Source organism: Bradyrhizobium sp. CCBAU 25338 (assembly GCF_028128965.1).
Lineage (GTDB): Bacteria > Pseudomonadota > Alphaproteobacteria > Rhizobiales > Xanthobacteraceae > Bradyrhizobium > Bradyrhizobium liaoningense.
This window is the reverse complement of the sequence record NZ_LFKY01000040.1, coordinates 16141-33298: the sequence shown is the minus strand read 5'-3', so window position 1 is coordinate 33298 and position 17158 is coordinate 16141. Positions and strand designations below refer to the sequence as shown.

General features: G+C 62.5%; 17 protein-coding genes and 1 pseudogene. 6 read left to right on the top strand and 12 right to left on the bottom strand.

Going from position 1 to position 17158, the window contains the following annotated elements:
• The first annotated feature begins 10 nt into the window (after nt 1-10).
• From ACM42_RS24495 to ACM42_RS24475, 5 genes and pseudogenes are all read left to right on the top strand, one after another.
• Nucleotides 11-1183: an NADH:flavin oxidoreductase/NADH oxidase gene (locus tag ACM42_RS24495; protein ID WP_271530307.1), complete on the top strand. Its 1173-nt coding sequence runs from the start codon at nt 11-13 to the stop codon at nt 1181-1183.
• Nucleotides 1184-1258: 75 nt separating this feature from the next.
• The gene (locus ACM42_RS24490; RefSeq protein ID WP_271530306.1) at nt 1259-2470 is read left to right on the top strand and encodes an ABC transporter substrate-binding protein; all 1212 of its coding nucleotides are present in this window, start codon (nt 1259-1261) and stop codon (nt 2468-2470) included.
• Between the two features lie 124 nt (nt 2471-2594).
• Nucleotides 2595-3398 (top strand): annotated as a pseudogene (locus ACM42_RS24485) (oxidoreductase); the annotation flags it as partial.
• A gap of 76 nt (nt 3399-3474) precedes the next feature.
• Nucleotides 3475-3813, top strand: a complete 339-nt coding sequence (locus tag ACM42_RS24480) for an oxidoreductase (RefSeq protein ID WP_271530305.1) — start codon at nt 3475-3477, stop codon at nt 3811-3813.
• A 106-nt stretch (nt 3814-3919) separates the two neighbouring features.
• On the top strand, nt 3920-4375 hold the full coding sequence (locus ACM42_RS24475; RefSeq protein ID WP_271530304.1) for a PaaI family thioesterase: 456 nt from the start codon (nt 3920-3922) through the stop codon (nt 4373-4375).
• Nucleotides 4376-4396: 21 nt separating this feature from the next.
• Here the strand turns inward: ACM42_RS24475 and ACM42_RS24470 are convergent, their stop codons facing one another.
• The 12 genes from ACM42_RS24470 to ACM42_RS24415 form a co-directional block, all read right to left on the bottom strand.
• Nucleotides 4397-5257 carry an amidohydrolase family protein gene (locus tag ACM42_RS24470; RefSeq protein ID WP_271530303.1) on the bottom strand — a complete coding sequence of 287 codons (861 nt, stop codon included), beginning with the start codon at nt 5255-5257 and terminating at the stop codon, nt 4397-4399.
• A 7-nt stretch (nt 5258-5264) separates the two neighbouring features.
• Complete coding sequence (locus ACM42_RS24465; protein WP_271530302.1) at nt 5265-6041, bottom strand: enoyl-CoA hydratase/isomerase family protein; 777 nt, start codon at nt 6039-6041, stop codon at nt 5265-5267.
• Between the two features lie 26 nt (nt 6042-6067).
• Nucleotides 6068-7225 carry an acyl-CoA dehydrogenase family protein gene (locus ACM42_RS24460; protein ID WP_271530301.1) on the bottom strand — a complete coding sequence of 386 codons (1158 nt, stop codon included), beginning with the start codon at nt 7223-7225 and terminating at the stop codon, nt 6068-6070.
• 10 nt (nt 7226-7235) lie between these two features.
• Nucleotides 7236-8306: an acyl-CoA dehydrogenase family protein gene (locus ACM42_RS24455; protein ID WP_271530715.1), complete on the bottom strand. Its 1071-nt coding sequence runs from the start codon at nt 8304-8306 to the stop codon at nt 7236-7238.
• A 14-nt stretch (nt 8307-8320) separates the two neighbouring features.
• Nucleotides 8321-9544 (bottom strand): CaiB/BaiF CoA transferase family protein, encoded by a 1224-nt coding sequence (locus ACM42_RS24450; RefSeq protein ID WP_271530300.1) that lies wholly within the window; start codon nt 9542-9544, stop codon nt 8321-8323.
• Between the two features lie 37 nt (nt 9545-9581).
• A complete protein-coding gene (locus ACM42_RS24445) occupies nt 9582-10295 on the bottom strand; it encodes an ABC transporter ATP-binding protein (protein WP_271530299.1) in 714 nt (237 codons plus the stop codon).
• On the bottom strand, nt 10285-11070 hold the full coding sequence (locus ACM42_RS24440; RefSeq protein WP_271530298.1) for an ABC transporter ATP-binding protein: 786 nt from the start codon (nt 11068-11070) through the stop codon (nt 10285-10287). The genes ACM42_RS24445 and ACM42_RS24440 overlap by 11 nt, the downstream gene beginning before the upstream one ends.
• Entirely contained in the window at nt 11051-11974 is a 924-nt protein-coding gene (locus tag ACM42_RS24435; protein ID WP_271530297.1) for a branched-chain amino acid ABC transporter permease, read from the bottom strand. The genes ACM42_RS24440 and ACM42_RS24435 overlap by 20 nt, the downstream gene beginning before the upstream one ends.
• A 112-nt stretch (nt 11975-12086) precedes the next feature.
• Nucleotides 12087-12929 carry a branched-chain amino acid ABC transporter permease gene (locus ACM42_RS24430; RefSeq protein ID WP_271530714.1) on the bottom strand — a complete coding sequence of 281 codons (843 nt, stop codon included), beginning with the start codon at nt 12927-12929 and terminating at the stop codon, nt 12087-12089.
• Between the two features lie 70 nt (nt 12930-12999).
• Nucleotides 13000-14160, bottom strand: coding sequence for an ABC transporter substrate-binding protein (locus ACM42_RS24425; protein WP_271530296.1), 1161 nt, complete (start codon nt 14158-14160; stop codon nt 13000-13002).
• Between the two features lie 84 nt (nt 14161-14244).
• A complete protein-coding gene (locus ACM42_RS24420) occupies nt 14245-14949 on the bottom strand; it encodes a dienelactone hydrolase family protein (RefSeq protein WP_271530295.1) in 705 nt (234 codons plus the stop codon).
• A 180-nt stretch (nt 14950-15129) separates the two neighbouring features.
• Nucleotides 15130-15909 carry an IclR family transcriptional regulator gene (locus ACM42_RS24415; protein ID WP_271530294.1) on the bottom strand — a complete coding sequence of 260 codons (780 nt, stop codon included), beginning with the start codon at nt 15907-15909 and terminating at the stop codon, nt 15130-15132.
• A gap of 108 nt (nt 15910-16017) precedes the next feature.
• Between ACM42_RS24415 and ACM42_RS24410 the strand changes: the two genes are divergently transcribed.
• Nucleotides 16018-16824 carry an enoyl-CoA hydratase-related protein gene (locus ACM42_RS24410; RefSeq protein WP_271530293.1) on the top strand — a complete coding sequence of 269 codons (807 nt, stop codon included), beginning with the start codon at nt 16018-16020 and terminating at the stop codon, nt 16822-16824.
• Nucleotides 16825-17158 lie beyond the last annotated feature (334 nt).

Genomic DNA, 17158 nt, shown 5'->3' with positions numbered 1-17158 from the left:
GAAGATCACCATGGTCAAGCTGTTTGAAAGCATTGCATTCCGCGGCGTCGAGCTGAGCAACCGGATCGTCGTCTCGCCGATGGGGATGTATTCGGCCGTGAACGGCTACGTCACGCCGTTCCATCTGGTCCACTACGGCAAGTTCGCCCAAGGCGGCGCTGGCCTCGTCTTCGTCGAGCAGACCTCCGTCACCCGGAAGGGGCGCATCACCAACGGCGATCCCGGATTGTGGGAAGACGGCCAGATCGACGGCATGCGCCAGATCGTTCACGTGATCAAATCCGGCGGCTCGAAGGCGGCGATCCAGATCAATCACGGCGGACGCAAATCTAGCCAGCAGCGCGCGTTCCGGGGCAACAGCCACCTGACGGACCGCGACATTGAGATGGGCGAGGAAACCTGGGTGCCCACGGGGCCTTCGGATGTCCCATTCTCCGATGGCTTCCAGACGCCCATTCCGCTCAGCAAGGATGGTCTCGTCGGCGTGCGCGACGCCTTCGTCGCGACGGCGCGCCGGGCCATGCTTGCCGGTTTCGATGTCATCGAGCTTCACATGGCGCACGGCTATTTGCTGCAATCGTTCCTGTCGCCGCTCGCCAATTTCCGCACCGACGAATATGGCGGCAGCCTCGAAAACCGGATGCGGTTTCCGCTTGAAGTGACGCGCGCCGTGAGGGCTGCACTGCCCTCGTCCACGCCGCTGTTCGTGCGCATCTCGGCCACCGACTGGATCGACGGCGGCTGGGAGATCGAGGACAGCGTCGTCTTCTCCCGCAAACTCAAGGAGCTGGGCGTTGATCTCGTCGACTGCTCGACCGGCGGCAATCTGCGCGCCGGATCGACCAACGCCAATCTCGGCCGCGGTCCGGGCTATCAGGTGCCGTTTGCCGAACGCATTCGCCGTGAGGCCGACATTGCGACCGGCGCCGTCGGCATGATCCGCACTCCTGACTTCGCCGAGAAGGTCCTGCAGGACGGCCGGGCCGATCTCATCTTTCTCGCCCGCCAGATGCTCTACGATCCGTTCTGGGCGCTCCATGCCGCGGAGCATTTCGGGCTGACCGGCAATTTCGAGAAGTGGCCCGAGCAATATGGCTGGTGGCTTGCCAAATGGGGCGGCGCGCTTCGTGCCAGTGGCGAAAGCCTGGACGGGGTGGAGCGATACCGCGAGGCGGCGGAATAGAGCCTCACCCGCGCGGATAACCCGCAAGGTCAATCCCGACTTCAAGCATTCACAATTTTCAAAGGGAGTGAAACAATGAGAAGTGTGCTGGCAGCGTCGATTGTTTTCCTGAGCCTTGCTTCGGCGCATGCGCAGACGCCTGCATCGAAGCCGGTCAAGCTCGGCGTGCTCAACGATCAGTCGGGGCAGTATGCGGATGCCGCCGGGCCTGCGGCAGTCGAAGTCGCCAAAATGGCAATCGCCGATTTCGGCGGCAAGCTGCTGGGACAGCCGATCGAGCTCATTTTCGCCGATCACCAGAACAAGACGGATATTGCTTCGGGCATCGCCAGGCGATGGATCGATACCGAAAACGTCGACGTCATTCTCGACATCGGCAACTCCGCGGTAGCGCTCGCGCTGGCGGACCTCGTCCGCGACAAGAACAAGATGATGATTGTGTCGTCGGCGGGCGCATCGACGATCACCAATGAAAAGTGCTCTCCGAACACGTTTCAGTGGACATACAACACCGCCACGCTGGCGCGCAGCACGGCGAAGGCGCTGGTCGGCCAGGGCGGCAACGAATGGTTCTTCCTGACGGCCGACTATGCCTTCGGTCATGCGTTCGAAGCGGATGCTTCGGCCGTGGTCAAGGCGAACGGCGGCAAGGTCGTCGGCTCGGTACGCCACCCCTTCAACACCAGCGACTTCTCCTCGTTTCTGCTGCAGGCCCAGAGCTCTGGCGCCAATGTGCTGGCGCTCGCCAATGCCAGTGGTGATACCTCCAACTCGCTGATGCAGGCTCACGAATTCGGCTTGCTCGGCCTCAAGAGCAAGATGAAGGTCGCGGCGCTGCTGTTTCAGATTACGGATGCCAAGTCGGTCGGCCTGAAGAACATGCAGGGCCTGTACACGTCGGAAGCCTTCTACTGGGATCGCAACGACGCATCGCGTGCGTTCGGGAAGCGATTCTCCGACAAGGTCGGCCGAATGCCGACCATGGTTCAGGCCGGCATGTACTCGGCGACCATGCACTACCTTAAGGCGGTCAAAGCGGCCGGCACGCTCGACACCGCCGCCGTTCTGGCGAAATTCCGTTCGATGCCCGTGAACGACTTCTTCTCGGAGAAGGGCTATGTGCGCGAGGACGGCATGCACATCCACGACTACTATCTGCTGCGGGCAAAGACGGTCGAGCAGTCCAAGATGCCGTGGGACTTCTACGAAGTCGTCGCGACCGTCCCGGCCGAAGACGCCAACATCCCCCGCGACCAGAGCAAGTGTTCGCTGATGAAGAAGTCCTGATCGCCAGGCATCGTGAGAAAGCCGGACGGCAGCGGCAACGCTGCCGCCTGGCGCTTCCGCGGACATCGTCAACGTCTCTTTTCACATCCATGGAAATGCTGCGCCCTCACTGACGCGCATTGGCATGCGAACACCGCCCCCCCTAATCTTCCCGCAACAAACAAGGGAGGCCGGGATGAACGAAACGCTGCTGTTCTCGCCGCTACGCATTCGGGACGTCGCATTCAGGAACCGGATCGTGGTCCCGCCCATGCTGCAATACGTTGCGGAGGGCGGCTTTCCGACCCCTTGGCACATCACCAACGCGGGCAAGTTCGCCGCGGGCGGCGCGGGGCTCGTGATCGTGGAGTCGACCAAGGTCGAGCGCCGCGGCTGCGGAGCGGTCGGGGACCTCGGCATCTGGGATGACAAGTTCATCGCCCCCCTCCGCGACATCGCGAGCTTCATCAAGTCGAACGGCGCCACGGCAGGCATTCAGCTCGGACATACCGGCCGGAAGGGGAAAGCCCGGCGTCCCTGGGAGGGAGATGGCACCCTCTCCGCCCAGGATCTTGCTGACGTCGACGACGTGAACGGCTGGGACCTGATCGGTCCAAGCGCGCTTGCGTTCGGCAACGGCTATTTCACGCCGCGTGCGTTGGAGCGCACTGAGATTCCCGATGCGATCGACGCCTGGGGCAAGGCGGCCGCGCGCGCCGACTGGGCCGGCTTCGACGTCGTCGAGCTGCATGCCGCCCACGGCTATCTGATCCATTCGTTTCTGTCGCCGGAGGCCAACCAGCGCGAGGACGATTATGGCGGCAGCGAAGCCAACCGCATGAGGTTTGCCATCGTGGTGGCCGAGTCCGTCCGCACCCACTGGCCGGCGTCGAAGCCGCTGTTCGTCCGTCTGTCGATCGAGGACGAGGCGGGCTGGGGTCCGGCGGAGAACGCCAGGCTGGTGCGCATCCTCAAGACGAAGGGCGTCGACGTCATCGACTGCAGCCGGCGGCCTCAACAGCAAGGTGCCGAACTTCTTCCGCCTCAACGAGTACGGCTATCAGGTCCAGTTCGCGGACTATATCCGCCGCGAAGCCGACATCATGACCATGGCGGTCGGCCTGATCATTCACGGCGACCAGGCCGAGGCGATCCTGCAGGACAAGAAGGCCGACCTCGTCGCGGTCGGCCGCGAGTTCATCCACAACCCGAATTGGGCGATGGATGCGGCCCAGAAGCTCGGCGTCGATCCGACCTTCAGCGCGGTCCCGCCGCAGATGGGCTACTGGCTCGAAAAGCGTGCCCGCCGCGGCTTTGGCGGAAATCCCTCCACGTGGCAAAAGGGCATCGCGGCGGATAGCTGATCACCGCCGGGCGCGGTTGCGCGGCGACATCGCCTGTGCTGATTGATTGCGAGGCGTGCCGCAGCTCGCCTCGTGAACATTCAGCAATTGCGAGCCATCACCAAAAATGTCGTACGAAGACCTGATCAGGCAGACCGAGGCGCGACGCCCGGCCGCGTGGGAGTTGCTCGGCGTCGGCGCCGTCTCCTACGATCAGACACGCGATCGCGTCACGATCGAATGGCATGCCGAGCCGCGGCACTGTCATTCCACCGAAGGACATCCCAAGGGCGGCATCGTGCAGGGTGGAATCGTCACGGGGTGGCTCGATGCGGCGATGGCGACTGCGAGCCTGCTGCGCGGCGAATACCTGATCGCGGTCGCGAGCCTCGAGATCAAGGTCTCCTTCCTGCTTCCGGCGCATCCCGGCCTGTACCGCACCTATGGCAAGGTCGTTCGGCAGGGCCGCAGCATTGGCTTCATGGAGGCCGAGCTGCGGGACGCCAACGACGTGCTCATCGCAACGGCAAGCTCGACAGCGGCCCTGCGTCCCAAGACTCCCACCGGGACCAGCCCGGCGTGATCTCTTCGCGGCCTCCGGCTCTCAGAAGCCGTAGAGCCGGGCCGGATTGTCGATGAGGATTTTCTTGCGGACGGACTCGTCTGGCACGCAGCGCCTGAACAGATCCGTCAGCACGGACTCCTTCGGGACCGCATCGTCGGCATGTCCGACATGCGGCCAGTCGCTGCCCCAGACCAACCGCTCGGGGTTGGCGGCGACCAGCGCCTTCATGAAGTCTTCTGTGTCCTCGTAGGGGCTGCCGATGCGCGTGTTGCGATCCGCGCCGGACAGCTTGCACCAATAGCGGCCGCTCTTGAGGCCGCGGTCGCAGAACCACTGGTAGCCGCTGTAGCTGACAGTCTTGTCCGCCATGGTGCGGCCTTGGTGGTCGATGACGAAGTCGAGCGGGAGCTTTTCGATCTCAGGCGCAAGCTGCTGCAGGTCGCCGGTCTCGATCCATAGCTGTGCGTGCCAGCCGCGCTCGGCGATGCGCGGCGCCAAGGCCTTCAAGTCGTCCAGATTCATGCCGCCGCCCGACAATACAGGCTGGCCGTCCTGATACAGAAGATTGATGCGCACGCCCTTGAAACCGGCATCGGTCAACTCGTCCAGCCGCTTGTCGGTGACGTCCTGATTGAGGATCGCGACCGCGCGCAGCTTGTCCGGAAAGCGCTTCAAGGCCTCGAGCGTCACCTCATTGTCCGAGCCGGCATTGCCTGCATGGACGATCACGCCGCGCGAAATGCCGATCGACTTCCAAACTTCGAACAGCATCTCGACCGGGAATTCCTGCTTCGGAGCGAATTTTCCGGAATAGTCGACGGGAAAACGATCGAACGGCCCATAGATGTGGACGTGGCAATCGCAACTTCCGTCCGGGAATCTTTCGAGCTTTTCCGTCATGGTGCCCTCACTTGCCGGTGAAATTGGCGGATCGGCGCTCCGCCGTGGATTTGACGCCTTCACGGAAATCGTCCGTCACGCGCAGGCGGTTCTGCTCGGCGAGCTCATGATCCGTCGCCTTCTTGACGCGGTCCGCCAACCCGGCTCGCATGGTCGCTCGGGTCGACAGCAGGCCGAGCGGCGAGCATTGGGCAATCTCCTGCGCGAGCGATATGGCGGCCGCGCGAACCTGGTCCTGAGGGACCAAAACGCTCGCCAATCCCATCGCCAGCGCCTGTTCACCGGTGACGCGCCGGCTGGTGTAGAACATCAGCTCGGCGTTCGACTTGCCGATGGCTTCCGGCAGCGTGACGGTCAGTCCGAAGCCGGGATGGAAGCCGAGGCGGGTGAAGTTCGCGGCGAACCGGGCCTCGGGGCAGGTCACGCGGAAATCTGCCGACATCGCGAGACCAAAGCCGCCGCCGATCGCGGCGCCCTGCACCGCTGCGACGATCGGCTTCTTGTTCCGGAAGATACGCACGGCCTCGATATAAAGGTGACCGCCGTCCTGCCGGTCATTGTTGGCCTGCGCGCCCTGCGCCGGCGTGTTGAAATCCGCGCCGGCACAGAACGCCTTGCCCTGCGCGGCCAGAACGACGGACCGGATCTCGCTGTTCGCATCGATTTTGTCGAGTGCATCGGCAATGTCGCGGATGAGCTGGAGATCGAAATAATTCAGCGGCGGCCGCTGGATCTCGATCATTGCGACGTGGCCTTGCGAGGTAACCGCGATATCAGTGCTCATATGGCGTCAGACTCCTTTTGTCCTGATTAGCGAAGTCCAAGTCCGCGCGCGATGATGCCCCGCAGAACCTCCGTAGTGCCGCCCTGGATCGTCAGCTTCGGTGCGATCTTGAGCTCGAAGTCGAGCTTGTTGCGGAATGCATCCTCTTCGTCGTCCTCGAGGTCGAGCAGCGAAGCGAGTTCGCGCACTCGATGCGGCAGGCCCTGCTCCCAGACGGTGCCAAGGTCCTTGACGATCGCGGCCTCGACGACGGGCTCGCGGCCTGCTTCGAGCATCCCCGCCACCGAGACGGACATGCGGCGCAAAGTGTGCAGCTGCGCGACCAGCCGCCCGATACCGACGGTCACTCGGACATCCGGCTTGGCGCCCGCCGCGTTGGTGAGCGCGAGCAGCGCGTCGTAGGTTTCGAGAAAACGCTCCGGCCCGGAGCGCTCATAGGCTAGTTCGCTGGTGGCTTGCTTCCAGGCGCCATCGACCTCGCCAATGACATGATCATCCGGAATGAATGCGTCCAGGAACACGACCTCATTGAAGTCGCGCTGGCCACTCATCTGGCCGATGGGCCGGCAGGTGATTCCAGGCGTCTTCATGTCGACCAGGAACGATGTCAGGCCATGCCGCCGGTTTTCCTTGGTCGAACCCGATGTCCGGAACAGGCCGATCATGTAGTCCGCAATGTGCGCGCTGCTGGTCCAGACCTTCGTTCCGTTGATCAGCCAGCCGCCTTCCGTTTTGGTAGCCTTCGTGCTCGCCGCGAACAGGTCGGAGCCGGAGTTGGGCTCGCTCATGCCGATGCAGAAGCACAGCTCGCCGCGGATGATGCGGGGAAGGACGTCCTGCTTGATCTTTTCATGGGCGTAACGAATGAGGGTCGGGCCGCTCTGCCGGTCCGCGACGAAGAAGCGCCGCACGGGCGCATTGGCGATGCGCATCTCCTCTGTGACGACATAGCGCTCGAGGAAGCTGCGCTCCTGACCTCCATATTTCTTCGGCCAGGTCATGCCGATCCAGCCTTTCGCGCCGACACGGCGGGAGAATTCATCCGCGTTCTTGTCGCCGACCTCCGGCCTGTCGGGATCGAACGTGCCGGCTGCGACCTCGCTCTCCAAAAACGCACGGACTTCCTTACGCAGCTCCTGGCAATGAGCCGGCAGGCGCATGGCATCAAAATAAACGAGGGACATGGCGGCTCCTTCAGCGAGAGGCTAGCAGGGGCCAGAGTTCCCGGGGACCTCTGGCGGCAATGAACTCGCCGAGCTTGAGGCTCCAGAACGTTTCGTCACCGAACTCATCACGCCACGACAGCAGACGCAGCGTGAAGCGGTGCAGGATATGCTCATCGGTGAAGCCGATCGCACCGTGTACCTGATGGGCAATGCCGGTCCCGATCTCGGCGGCCTCGCTGCAGCGAATCTTCGCCGCAGCAATCTCCAGCAGCGCGGCGTCATCACCAAGGCCGGTGCTGGCGATCGTATCGGCCGCCGACGCAGCCGCGGACGCGGCCGCAGCAATCTCGCCGCCGAGCCGCGCAAGGCTGTGCTGGATCGCCTGGAATTTCGAGATCGGCTTCTCGAACGCGACGCGCTGCTGCGAATAATGAACCGAAAGTTCGAGGATCCTGTCCAGAGCGCCCGCAATCTGCTGCGCTCGCACAGCTGCGCCCATCAGCAGGAGGACCTCCTTCTCGAACGCTGCCGATTCCTTTAGGCGCGCACGATGAACCGGCAGCACGTTCGCGAACTCCACGGTATCGCGCGCGTCTCCCGCCAGACTTTTGCCGGACTTCAGCTTGCAATCGGCCGTTCGGACCAGGACCACTGAAGGCCCGTCGTCTCCAGTGGCCAGAACGACGAGATGCTCGACATCGCTCGCGAAGGGCACCATGCGAGCCCGACCGTTGATGCGGCCGGCCTCGTCGAGCGTGAGATGATCCTTCGGCCGCACCGGCGCCACCGTCATCGGGCCGCCAGGCGCGGTCAGACCCGCCCGATCCAGCAGCCATCCGGCGAGAAGAGTTTCAGCGAGTGGCACTCCCAATGCCGCGCGGCCCGCCTCGCGGATGATGCCGAAGCCGTCGCCGAGCGACGCCCCTGCCCCGCCGGCAGTCTCGGAAGCCCAGGCGAGGTCCAGTCCGATCTCCTGAAGTGCCGACCAGAGCGGTGCCTTCCAGGCATTGTCGCGCTTCTGCACGATGGTCTGCGGATCGGCAAGATCCGCAAGGACACGCGCGGCCGTTTCGACAACCAGGGTTTCCGAAGCTGACATCGTCATTTTTCTCGTCAGGTGGATGAAGGGCGTGCGCCGATCACGCCCTCGGTTCGGAGCGCGGCGATTTCGAATTCCGACATGTCGAGCATGGAGGACAGTACCTCGTCGGTGTTCGCACCCAATCGGGAGGAGACCGCAGCGGGCAACCTGTCGGCACCGTGGATGCGGATCGGGCTGTCTGGAATCACGATCCGTCCGAACTGCGGATGCTCGAGCCATTCCAGCATCCCGCGCGCATGCATATGCCGGTCGTTGCAGACCTCCTCGAGGTCGCGGACCGGCGCGGAGGGCACCTTGAATTTCGCCAGCACCGCGCAAGCCTCCTCGCGGGTGATCTTTGAGCTCCAGTCGGTAATCAGCTGGTCGGTTTCGTCCATGTTGCGAACGCGCGCGACCTTGTCACGGAAGCGTGGGTCGTCGGCCAGCTCGGTCCGCCCGATTGCCTGCAGCAAATTGCTCCAATGCTTGTCGTTGGTCGCGATGATCGCGATGTAGCCGTCGCTCGCCGGATAGACATTGTAGGGCGCAGCGGAGAGCCCGCCGTGCCGATTGCCGGTGCGCGGCGGCGCCCGGCCGATGTCGTACATGTAGGCAAGGTTGGAGGCGAGCGCGGGAAACACGGCTTCCTGCATCGCCACTTCCACCAGCCGGCCGACGCCCGTGATCTGCCGCTCATACAAGGCCGTCATCACGCCTGCATAGAGGTGAATGCCGCTCATGAAATCCACCAGCGCCGGACCGGCCTTGACGGGCGGACTGTCCGGAAAACCGGTGACGCTCATCAGCCCCGACACGGCCTGAACGGTCACGTCCATCGCCAGATTGTCCTTGTCCGGACCCGATAGCCCGTAGCCGGATCCCGAGGCGTAGACCAGCCTGGGATTGAGCTCGTTCAGCACCGACCAGCCGATGCCGAGACGATCCATCACGCCGGGCGCGTAGTTTTCGAGCAGAACGTCAGCGTTCTTGACAAGACGCTTGAGGATTTCCTTGCCGTTGGCGGATTTCAGATCGAGCGTGATGCACTTCTTGTGGCCGTTCAGCATCGCAAAAGGCGCGCCCGAGCCGCGACTGACGCTGTCGCGCTGGCGAACCGGCTCACCGGCGAGCGGCTCGATCTTGATCACACTGGCCCCGGCCTTGGCCATCAGATACGTCGCGTACGGCCCCTGATAGACTTGGCCAAGATCGATTACCGTGAGGCCATCAAGCGGAAGATTGCGTCGACCCTGCATGTGTCTGTCTCAAATCCCTTGCAACGATCTATCTCAGCTAGGCGCCGAGATAGGCTTCCTGGATGTCGGGCGCGTCGGCGATTTCGCCGGCCGAGCCTTCGCGCACGATCGAGCCAACCCTGAGCACATAGGCGCGGTCGGCGATCTTGAGCGCCGCGCGCATGTTTTGTTCGACCAGGAGCGCCGAGAGGCCCTTGGCCCGCAACGCGCCGATCGCGCCGAGCACGAATTTGGAGAAAAACGGCGACAGACCGAGTGACGGCTCGTCGAACAGGATCAGCCGCGGACGCGCCATCAGGCCGCGGCCGATGGCCAGCATCTGCTGCTCGCCGCCGCTGAGGTTGCCGGCGGCCTGCCGGAAGCGCTCGCGCAGGCGCGGAAACATGTTCAGGATGTCTTCGACCGAGAACACGGGGCCACTGCCGAACGCGTCGACGATCTTCAGGTTCGCCTCGACCGTCATCGACGGAAAGATCTCGCGCCCTTCCGGCACGTGGCTGATGCCGGCCCGGCTGAGCGTCCACGGCTTGCGCCCGTCGATGCGCTGGTCCGCGAACTCGATGCGGCCCGCGGTGATCGGCAGGACACCGGAGATCGCGTTCAAAAGCGTTGTCTTGCCGGCGCCGTTGGCGCCGAGGATCGCGACGATCTCGCCGCGATTGACGGAAAGCGAGACACCGCGGAGCGCGACGACCTTTCCGTAAGCCGCCGAGACGTCCTTGACGGTCAGCAGCGTGCCATCACTCGTCATCGTCGGCCCCCAGATAAGCGGTCACGACTTCCGGATGACTGAGGACGTGATGTGGCGCGTCGACCACGACAGGCTTGCCGTCGACGACGACGAGCGCGCGGCCGCAGAGTTGCCGGATGACCGCCATGTCGTGCTCGACGATCAGGATCGTCCGCCCCGGCGCGATCGCGCGGATCAGCGCGATGAAGTCGGCGGTCTCGCGCCCGTTCATGCCGGCCGCGGGCTCGTCGAGGAACATGATCTTCGGATCGGACATCAATGCGATCCCGACGGCCAGCCGGCGCTGCACGCCATAGGCAAGCACGCCAGCCTTCCGGTGCCGCTCTCCGTCGAGGCCGATAAGCGCAAGAACCTCCTCGACGCCAGCCAGGAAGGCCTGCTGATCCCGGACATAGGACTTGCTGCCGACGATGCGGCCCAAGACGCCATGGCGAAAGCTCGTATGGCGCCCGAACAGGAGATTTTCCAGCACCGTGCTTTCGGCGAACACGGCCGTTCTCTGAAAGGTTCGGGCGACGCCCGTGCGCGCGATGAGATGCGGCGGCATCCCCGAGATCTCGCTTCCCATGATGCGGATCGATCCGCTGGTCGGCACGGTGATGCCGCAGAGGATATCGAACAGCGTCGACTTGCCCGCACCATTCGGGCCGATAATGCCGAAGATTTCGCCTTCCTCGACATCGAGGCTGACGCCGTTCAAAGCCGTCACGCCGCCGTATCGCTTGACGATGTCCCGGGCCGAGACGACCGGACGTTCAGCGGCTGCGATCGTCATCTGTCTTCCTTCCGAGCCGGTCACGCAGAGCGACTCCCAGTTGGTGCAGTCCGCCGGGGGCAAACATCATGATCAGGATGATGATCGACGAAAACACCAGGATCCTCACGTTCGGATCGAGGTTCATCGCCTGCGGTATCAGGGTGAACATCGCAGCGCCGATCACCGGTCCGACCACGAGCTGCGCGCCGCCCAGCAGGACCATCAGAAGCCCGTCCACCGTGTTCGCGACGCTAAAGACCTCGGGCGTGACAATCTGCGTGTAGGGAACGGCGAGCGCACCAGCCAGCGCGGCAAACGGCGCGCTCAGCATGAAAGCCTTCAGCCGGACGCGCGCCACATCGACGCCGACCGAGCGCGCGAGATGGGGATTCTGGCGGACACTGTCCATGGCGCCGCCGAACGGAGACCGGCGCAGGGCCACCAGGAAGACGATCGCAAGCAGAAGAATTGTGGCGGTGACCGCGAAGTAGGTCTGCGGATCCGACAGCTGAAGCGGGCCGATCTCGATAGGCGGAAAGCCGAACAGGCCGAGCGGCCCCCCGGTAATCTCCTCGAGATTCGTCGCCGCGACCATGGCGACGCCGGTCAGGCCCCAGGACACGATCGAGAAATAGGCGCCGGTCAAACGCAGCGTGATGACGCCGATGATGGCGGCCAGCACCACGGAAAACACAAGTGCGATGAGCACCGCGACCTCGAACGGCAACCCAAGCTTGCCCATTCCGATAGCCGCGCCGTAAGCGCCGACGCCGAAAAACAGACATTGGCCGAGCGGCACCTCGCCGACGCCGCCGAGGATGATGTTGATGCTCAGAGCAAACAGGGCGAACGCACAGGTGTAACCGGCGAGGGTCACCACGAACGGATCGGTGAACGCGAAGGCGAACGCCGCGATGGCCATGGCGGCGCATGCGACGTAAATGATCTCTCGCGCGGCGCGCGCAGCCTTGTTGCCGTACATGGCGCCGGCCTGCTTCCTGTCCATCATCGCGCCGAAATCCTGGATCGCCATCTCAGTGCCGATGCTGCTGGACTTGGCCAAGCAGTCCCTGTGGACGGAACAGCAGCGTGGCGATGACAAGCGCCCAGCCCAACGCAGGCGTCCACGAGACAGAGACGTAAGTTTCGAACAGCGCGTTGGCGACACCGATCAGAAGCGCTCCCAGCATCGCGCCGGGAATACTGCCCATGCCGCCCAGGATGACGACGGTAAATCCGACGATCAGGGCGCTGTATCCCATGGTCGGATAGATCGTCGAGATCGGCGCCAGCAGCGCACCGGCAAGACCCGCCGCGCCGACCCCGAGCACAAAGGCGAGCGCGCGTATCCAGGGCACGTCAATCCCGGAATAAAGCGCGCCGCGCGCGTTCTGGGCAACCGCGACGACCTGCTGACCCTTGATGCTCAGACGAAGCCACAGGCCGAGGGCACCGAGCACGAGCACTGAGCAGACGAAGATGAAAGCGCGCTGCGAAGCGACGAAGATCCCGAGAAATCGCATCGTGCTCTGCCCTAGAGGCGACGGGACAGGAAGCGGATCCGGCCCGAAGATCAGGATCAATCCGGCCACAGCGGCCTGACCAAGCGCGAAGGTCACGATCAACGAGCCGTGATGCGAATCTCCGTAGAGGCTGCGCCGGATGACAATCCATTCGGTCAGCGCTCCAATGATCACGACGATCAGGACGGATAGCGGAACAGCGGCCAAATAGTTCAGGCCTTGCGACGTCAGCAAATAGCAGGCGTAGCCGCCCATGGCGAAGAACGCGCCATGGGCAAAGTTTGCGATGCCTACGATTCCAAAGATCAGCGTCAGGCCGACGGCGATGACGGCATAGCCGGCGCCCAGCACCAATCCGTTGACGAGGGTTTGAGTCAGAAGTTCCAAAGCCGACGCACCTTCTACTTAGATCAGCGGTCGATCTTCAGTTCGCGCTGACGCGCTCGAGCTGAACGACAGCCCCGTTCTCGACACGCTGAATGTAGAAGTACGGCGCGCGCGCCCTGCCCTTTTCGTCGAACTTCAACAGGCCACGCGGGCTCTGCCAGGCGCCTTCGCGAATGACCTTCGAGATCTTGTCGTAGTCGCTATCGGTGTCGGCCTTGTCCATCGCGGACGCAATCAGGTTGATCGCTTCGAAGATCACCAGTTCGCCTTTGCCCGGGACACTGTTGAACTTCTTCTGGTAATTCTCAACGAATTCTTTCCCGTCGGGCCCCGGATCGGACGCCATGAAGATTTCACCGGTGATGATGCCATTCATGGCGCCCTCAGATGGCTTGATCATGCCCGGCGTCACCACGCCCGGCGACATAACCTCGATCTTGAAGCCGCCGATCTGTCGCACCTGCTTCCAGAGCTGGGCTGCACGCGCCGGATAGGCATCGGCGACGTAAATCATGTCGGGATTGCTCGCCTTGATTTTGGTGAGGATAGACGTGAAGTCGTTTGTCTCGGCATCGTAGGTCGACGTGCTGACCAGTTCGATGCCGGCTGACTTGAGGCTTTCCTTGAGCTTCTCCAGAACGGTCTTGTTAAACTCGGAATTCTCGCCCATGTAGGCGACCGTCTTGGGCTTCAAGGTCTTCACGATGTAGGCGTTGAAGGCTTCCGAATTCAGCGATACCGTGTTGTTGATCTGAAACAGCCAGGGGCTTCCCTGATCGGTGATGGCGTCAGCCTGCGCACCCGCGTTCACCTGCAGTATGCGCTTCTTTGTGACAGAGGACTCCGCAAGCACGACCGAGCTGTTCGTTCCGCCCGTGATTGCCTTCACCCGGCCGACAGACATCAGCTTCTGCACCGCTGCAACTCCGCCCTGAGGAGTGCCCTTTTCGTCTTCGAAGACCAGCTCGATCTTCCGGCCGCTGAGAATGCCGCCGCGCTGATTAATGAGTTCCGCTGCATATTCCGCGCCGCGCTGCAGCTCTTGTCCGTAAGTCGCTGCCGCGCCGCTCAGCGGCAGCGCCAGACCGATCTTTACCGGGTCGGCAGCCATCGCGCTGGGCGCGTAAGCGAGCTGCAAAGTGGCGGCCACGACGGCCCCTGCCGAAAACATGACCTTTATACGATCCGCAAGCTTCATCGTTCCTCCCTTATGATTTTCTGCCGCACGCGCTGCGACGCCCCGGCGGCTTCCTTGAATGCAGGTCGGCTCAGACGTTCGAACTCAATTCAGATTGCGCTGAAAGAGATCGAACAGGCGCTCCCAATGTCGCTCGGTGCTGGCCTTGTGGTAGAGGCGCCGGCTCGGAAACGCGAAACCGTGCTCGGCCTCCGGATAGTACTCCAACCGTCCGTTGATACCGGCTGTCTTGATTGCCTGAGACACCTGCTCCAGCATCTCGGGCGGTGCGTAGTGATCGTGTTCGGCGAGGGCAAAGTAGATCTCGCCCTTGATCTTGTCCGTGACGAGATGGGCGGAATCCGGTTGGTCGGTGACGAGCCGGGCACCGTAGACGGACGCGCCTGCGGCCATGCGATCCGGAAACACGCCCATCGCGCGATAGACGTAGCGGCCGCTCATGCAATAGCCAACGCATCCCGTCTTGCCCTGTCGCGCCGCCTCCTCATTGGCGAGGAAATCGAACATGACCTGAGTGTCTTCCATCACCATCGTGTTCGTGAGGTGGCGGTTGAGCTTCCACATCAGCTCCAGCTTGTCTGCGCAAGCTGGATCCCACAGTCTATTGGCGTCGAGATCGATGCAGCGGACCATGCGGTAATACATGTTCGGCATGATGACGTAATAGCCGACCGTCGCGAGACGCCGGCACATGTCTGACAGCTCCTCGCGGACACCGACCGAGTCCATATAGAAGATGACGACAGGGAACGGTCCTGGACGGTCAGGATGAAACACATACGTGTTCATCACCCCATCCCTGGTTTTCAGATCGACGACCTTCTCCTGCACGATCCACCCTTTTTTACCATCTTAGTACCTCCGCGCATTCAGGGCGTGGAGTGGGAGAACAATGTGCCGAGCCGATGCTGAAAGCTAGAGCATTACAGATATGCGCTGATATTTACAGATATGTGAAAATGACTCTGCTTAGTCGCGGGCTTTCGTCGCAGGTGTGAGGTCCTCCCTGGAGACGAATCTGTCGATCCCTTCGCGCAACGATCTGAGAATCTGCGTTCGCTTGGAAACCAGCCGTTCAACCGGGCCCCCGACGCCAATCGCCAGGATGCGACCATGACGCCGCTCCGGGAGCAACATGCCAATGACTCCGGCACCGGCTGTAACGGTATGAAGGGAGATGACGTAGCCATCTTTGCGGATCTTACGGAGTTTCTGCATCAGCTCCTTCAGGTCGACCTTCTTCTTTCGATCCTCTTCTTCGAAGTTGATGCGGCGCACGAGCTTCTCGACCACATCGTCCGAACGTGCGCTCAATATCATCCATCCAAGGCCCGAGCGCGCGAGGGGCCGGATCGTCCCTGGTCTGATCGAAAACTGGATCGTGCGCGGTGATGGCTGAACATGGATATATTGCATGTACAGGTCACTCTGCGTTGCGATGCTGACGGTCTCTTCCGTTTCCTTGTTTAGGTGGTTGACCAGCGCCGAAATTCCACGCTCGCCGAAAAGCGCGCCCTGCACCCAGTGCCCGAGTTGGACGATCCGCATCGTCGGCATGTACGTGCGCGAATAGCGGTCGAAATCGACATAGCCGAGCACTACCATACTCTTGAGGACCGCAGATGCGCTTGAGACAGGGTAGCCGAAGCGCAGCGCGACCTCCTTGAGACTCAATGGCCGCTGCATTTCATCGAAATATTCCAGAATCTCGAACAGCCGCTTGGCCGTTTTGATGACCTCTTTCGACACGCTTTCCTCCCTCACGTTTTCACATAGATAGAAAAGTTTTCTGATGAGCGAAACCGATTTCATGGGTGCCGGTGGTTTGCTAGAAGGCTCGCCAAACGGAGCACGCCCATGGTTGGTGCCGAGCAGATGAAGTTCAAAGTGTCCGATCGCGTCGCGACAATCACGTTCGACCGGCCGGACAAGATGAATGCGTGGACACCTGTCATGGAGAGCGAGCTGCGCCGCCTGATGGCGATCGCGTCTGAGGACGACGATGTCCGTGCGATCGTGATCACCGGTGCGGGCCGCGGCTTCTGCGCCGGCGCGGATATGGGCCGCCTGTCCGATGCGTCGACGGGAAATGTTGCCGACGCTGCACCGGTCGTTCCCCCTAACAGCGATGACGATCTGGCGCAACGATACAGCTACCTACTAGCCGTTCCCAAGCCGATCATTGCGGGCATCAACGGCGCGATCGCGGGCGTTGGTCTTTGCATCGCGCTGTACTGCGATCTCCGCTTGATGGCCGCAGGTGCGAAGCTGACCACGTCCTTCGCCCGGCGCGGCTTGATCGCGGAACACGGGAGCGCCTGGATGTTGCGCCAGCTCATCGGGCCGATGAACGCCGCAGACCTTCTTCTTTCGGGGCGCGTCGTCGAGGCGGCGGAAGCCGAGCGGCTCGGTCTCGTCAGAATGCTGCCGGCCGAAACCTTCCGCGAGACCGTGCAGCAGACCGCATCGGATTTCGCCAATCTCTGCTCCCCCCGGTCCATGCGCATCATCAAGCAGCAGCTGACGGCGGCGGCCCGGCAGACCTTGGCCGAAGCCACCCAGCTCGCAAACAGAGAGGTCGCAATCTGCCGCGGAACTGAAGACTTCAGAGAGGGCGTAGCCCACTTCGTCGAAAAGCGGGCGCCACGCTTTACCGGGAAGTAATCGCGTTCCAAAGGACGCCGGGGTACCTCATCGTCTGAGTGACTATCTGCCCCTTCACGGCCCGATCCGGGCTCTTCCCGCTCAATAGAATACAGTCAGGCTGCGGGTGCTGTTCCCCACCGTCAGAGGCTGGGCTTGGCGAGCGCGACTTTCTGAACCCCTGCGATCGGACGATCGAGTTCGGGAGGAAGCGATTGGCCCTCTTCCTAATGCTCTACAATGCCCGGCTCGCGCAGATCTCCAGCGCCTTGGACAGCCCCCAGGCTGCAACTGCACATTATCGCTACTCAGCCCAATCGTGTCTCCTTAAGGGGCGAGGTCCGTATCGATTCAC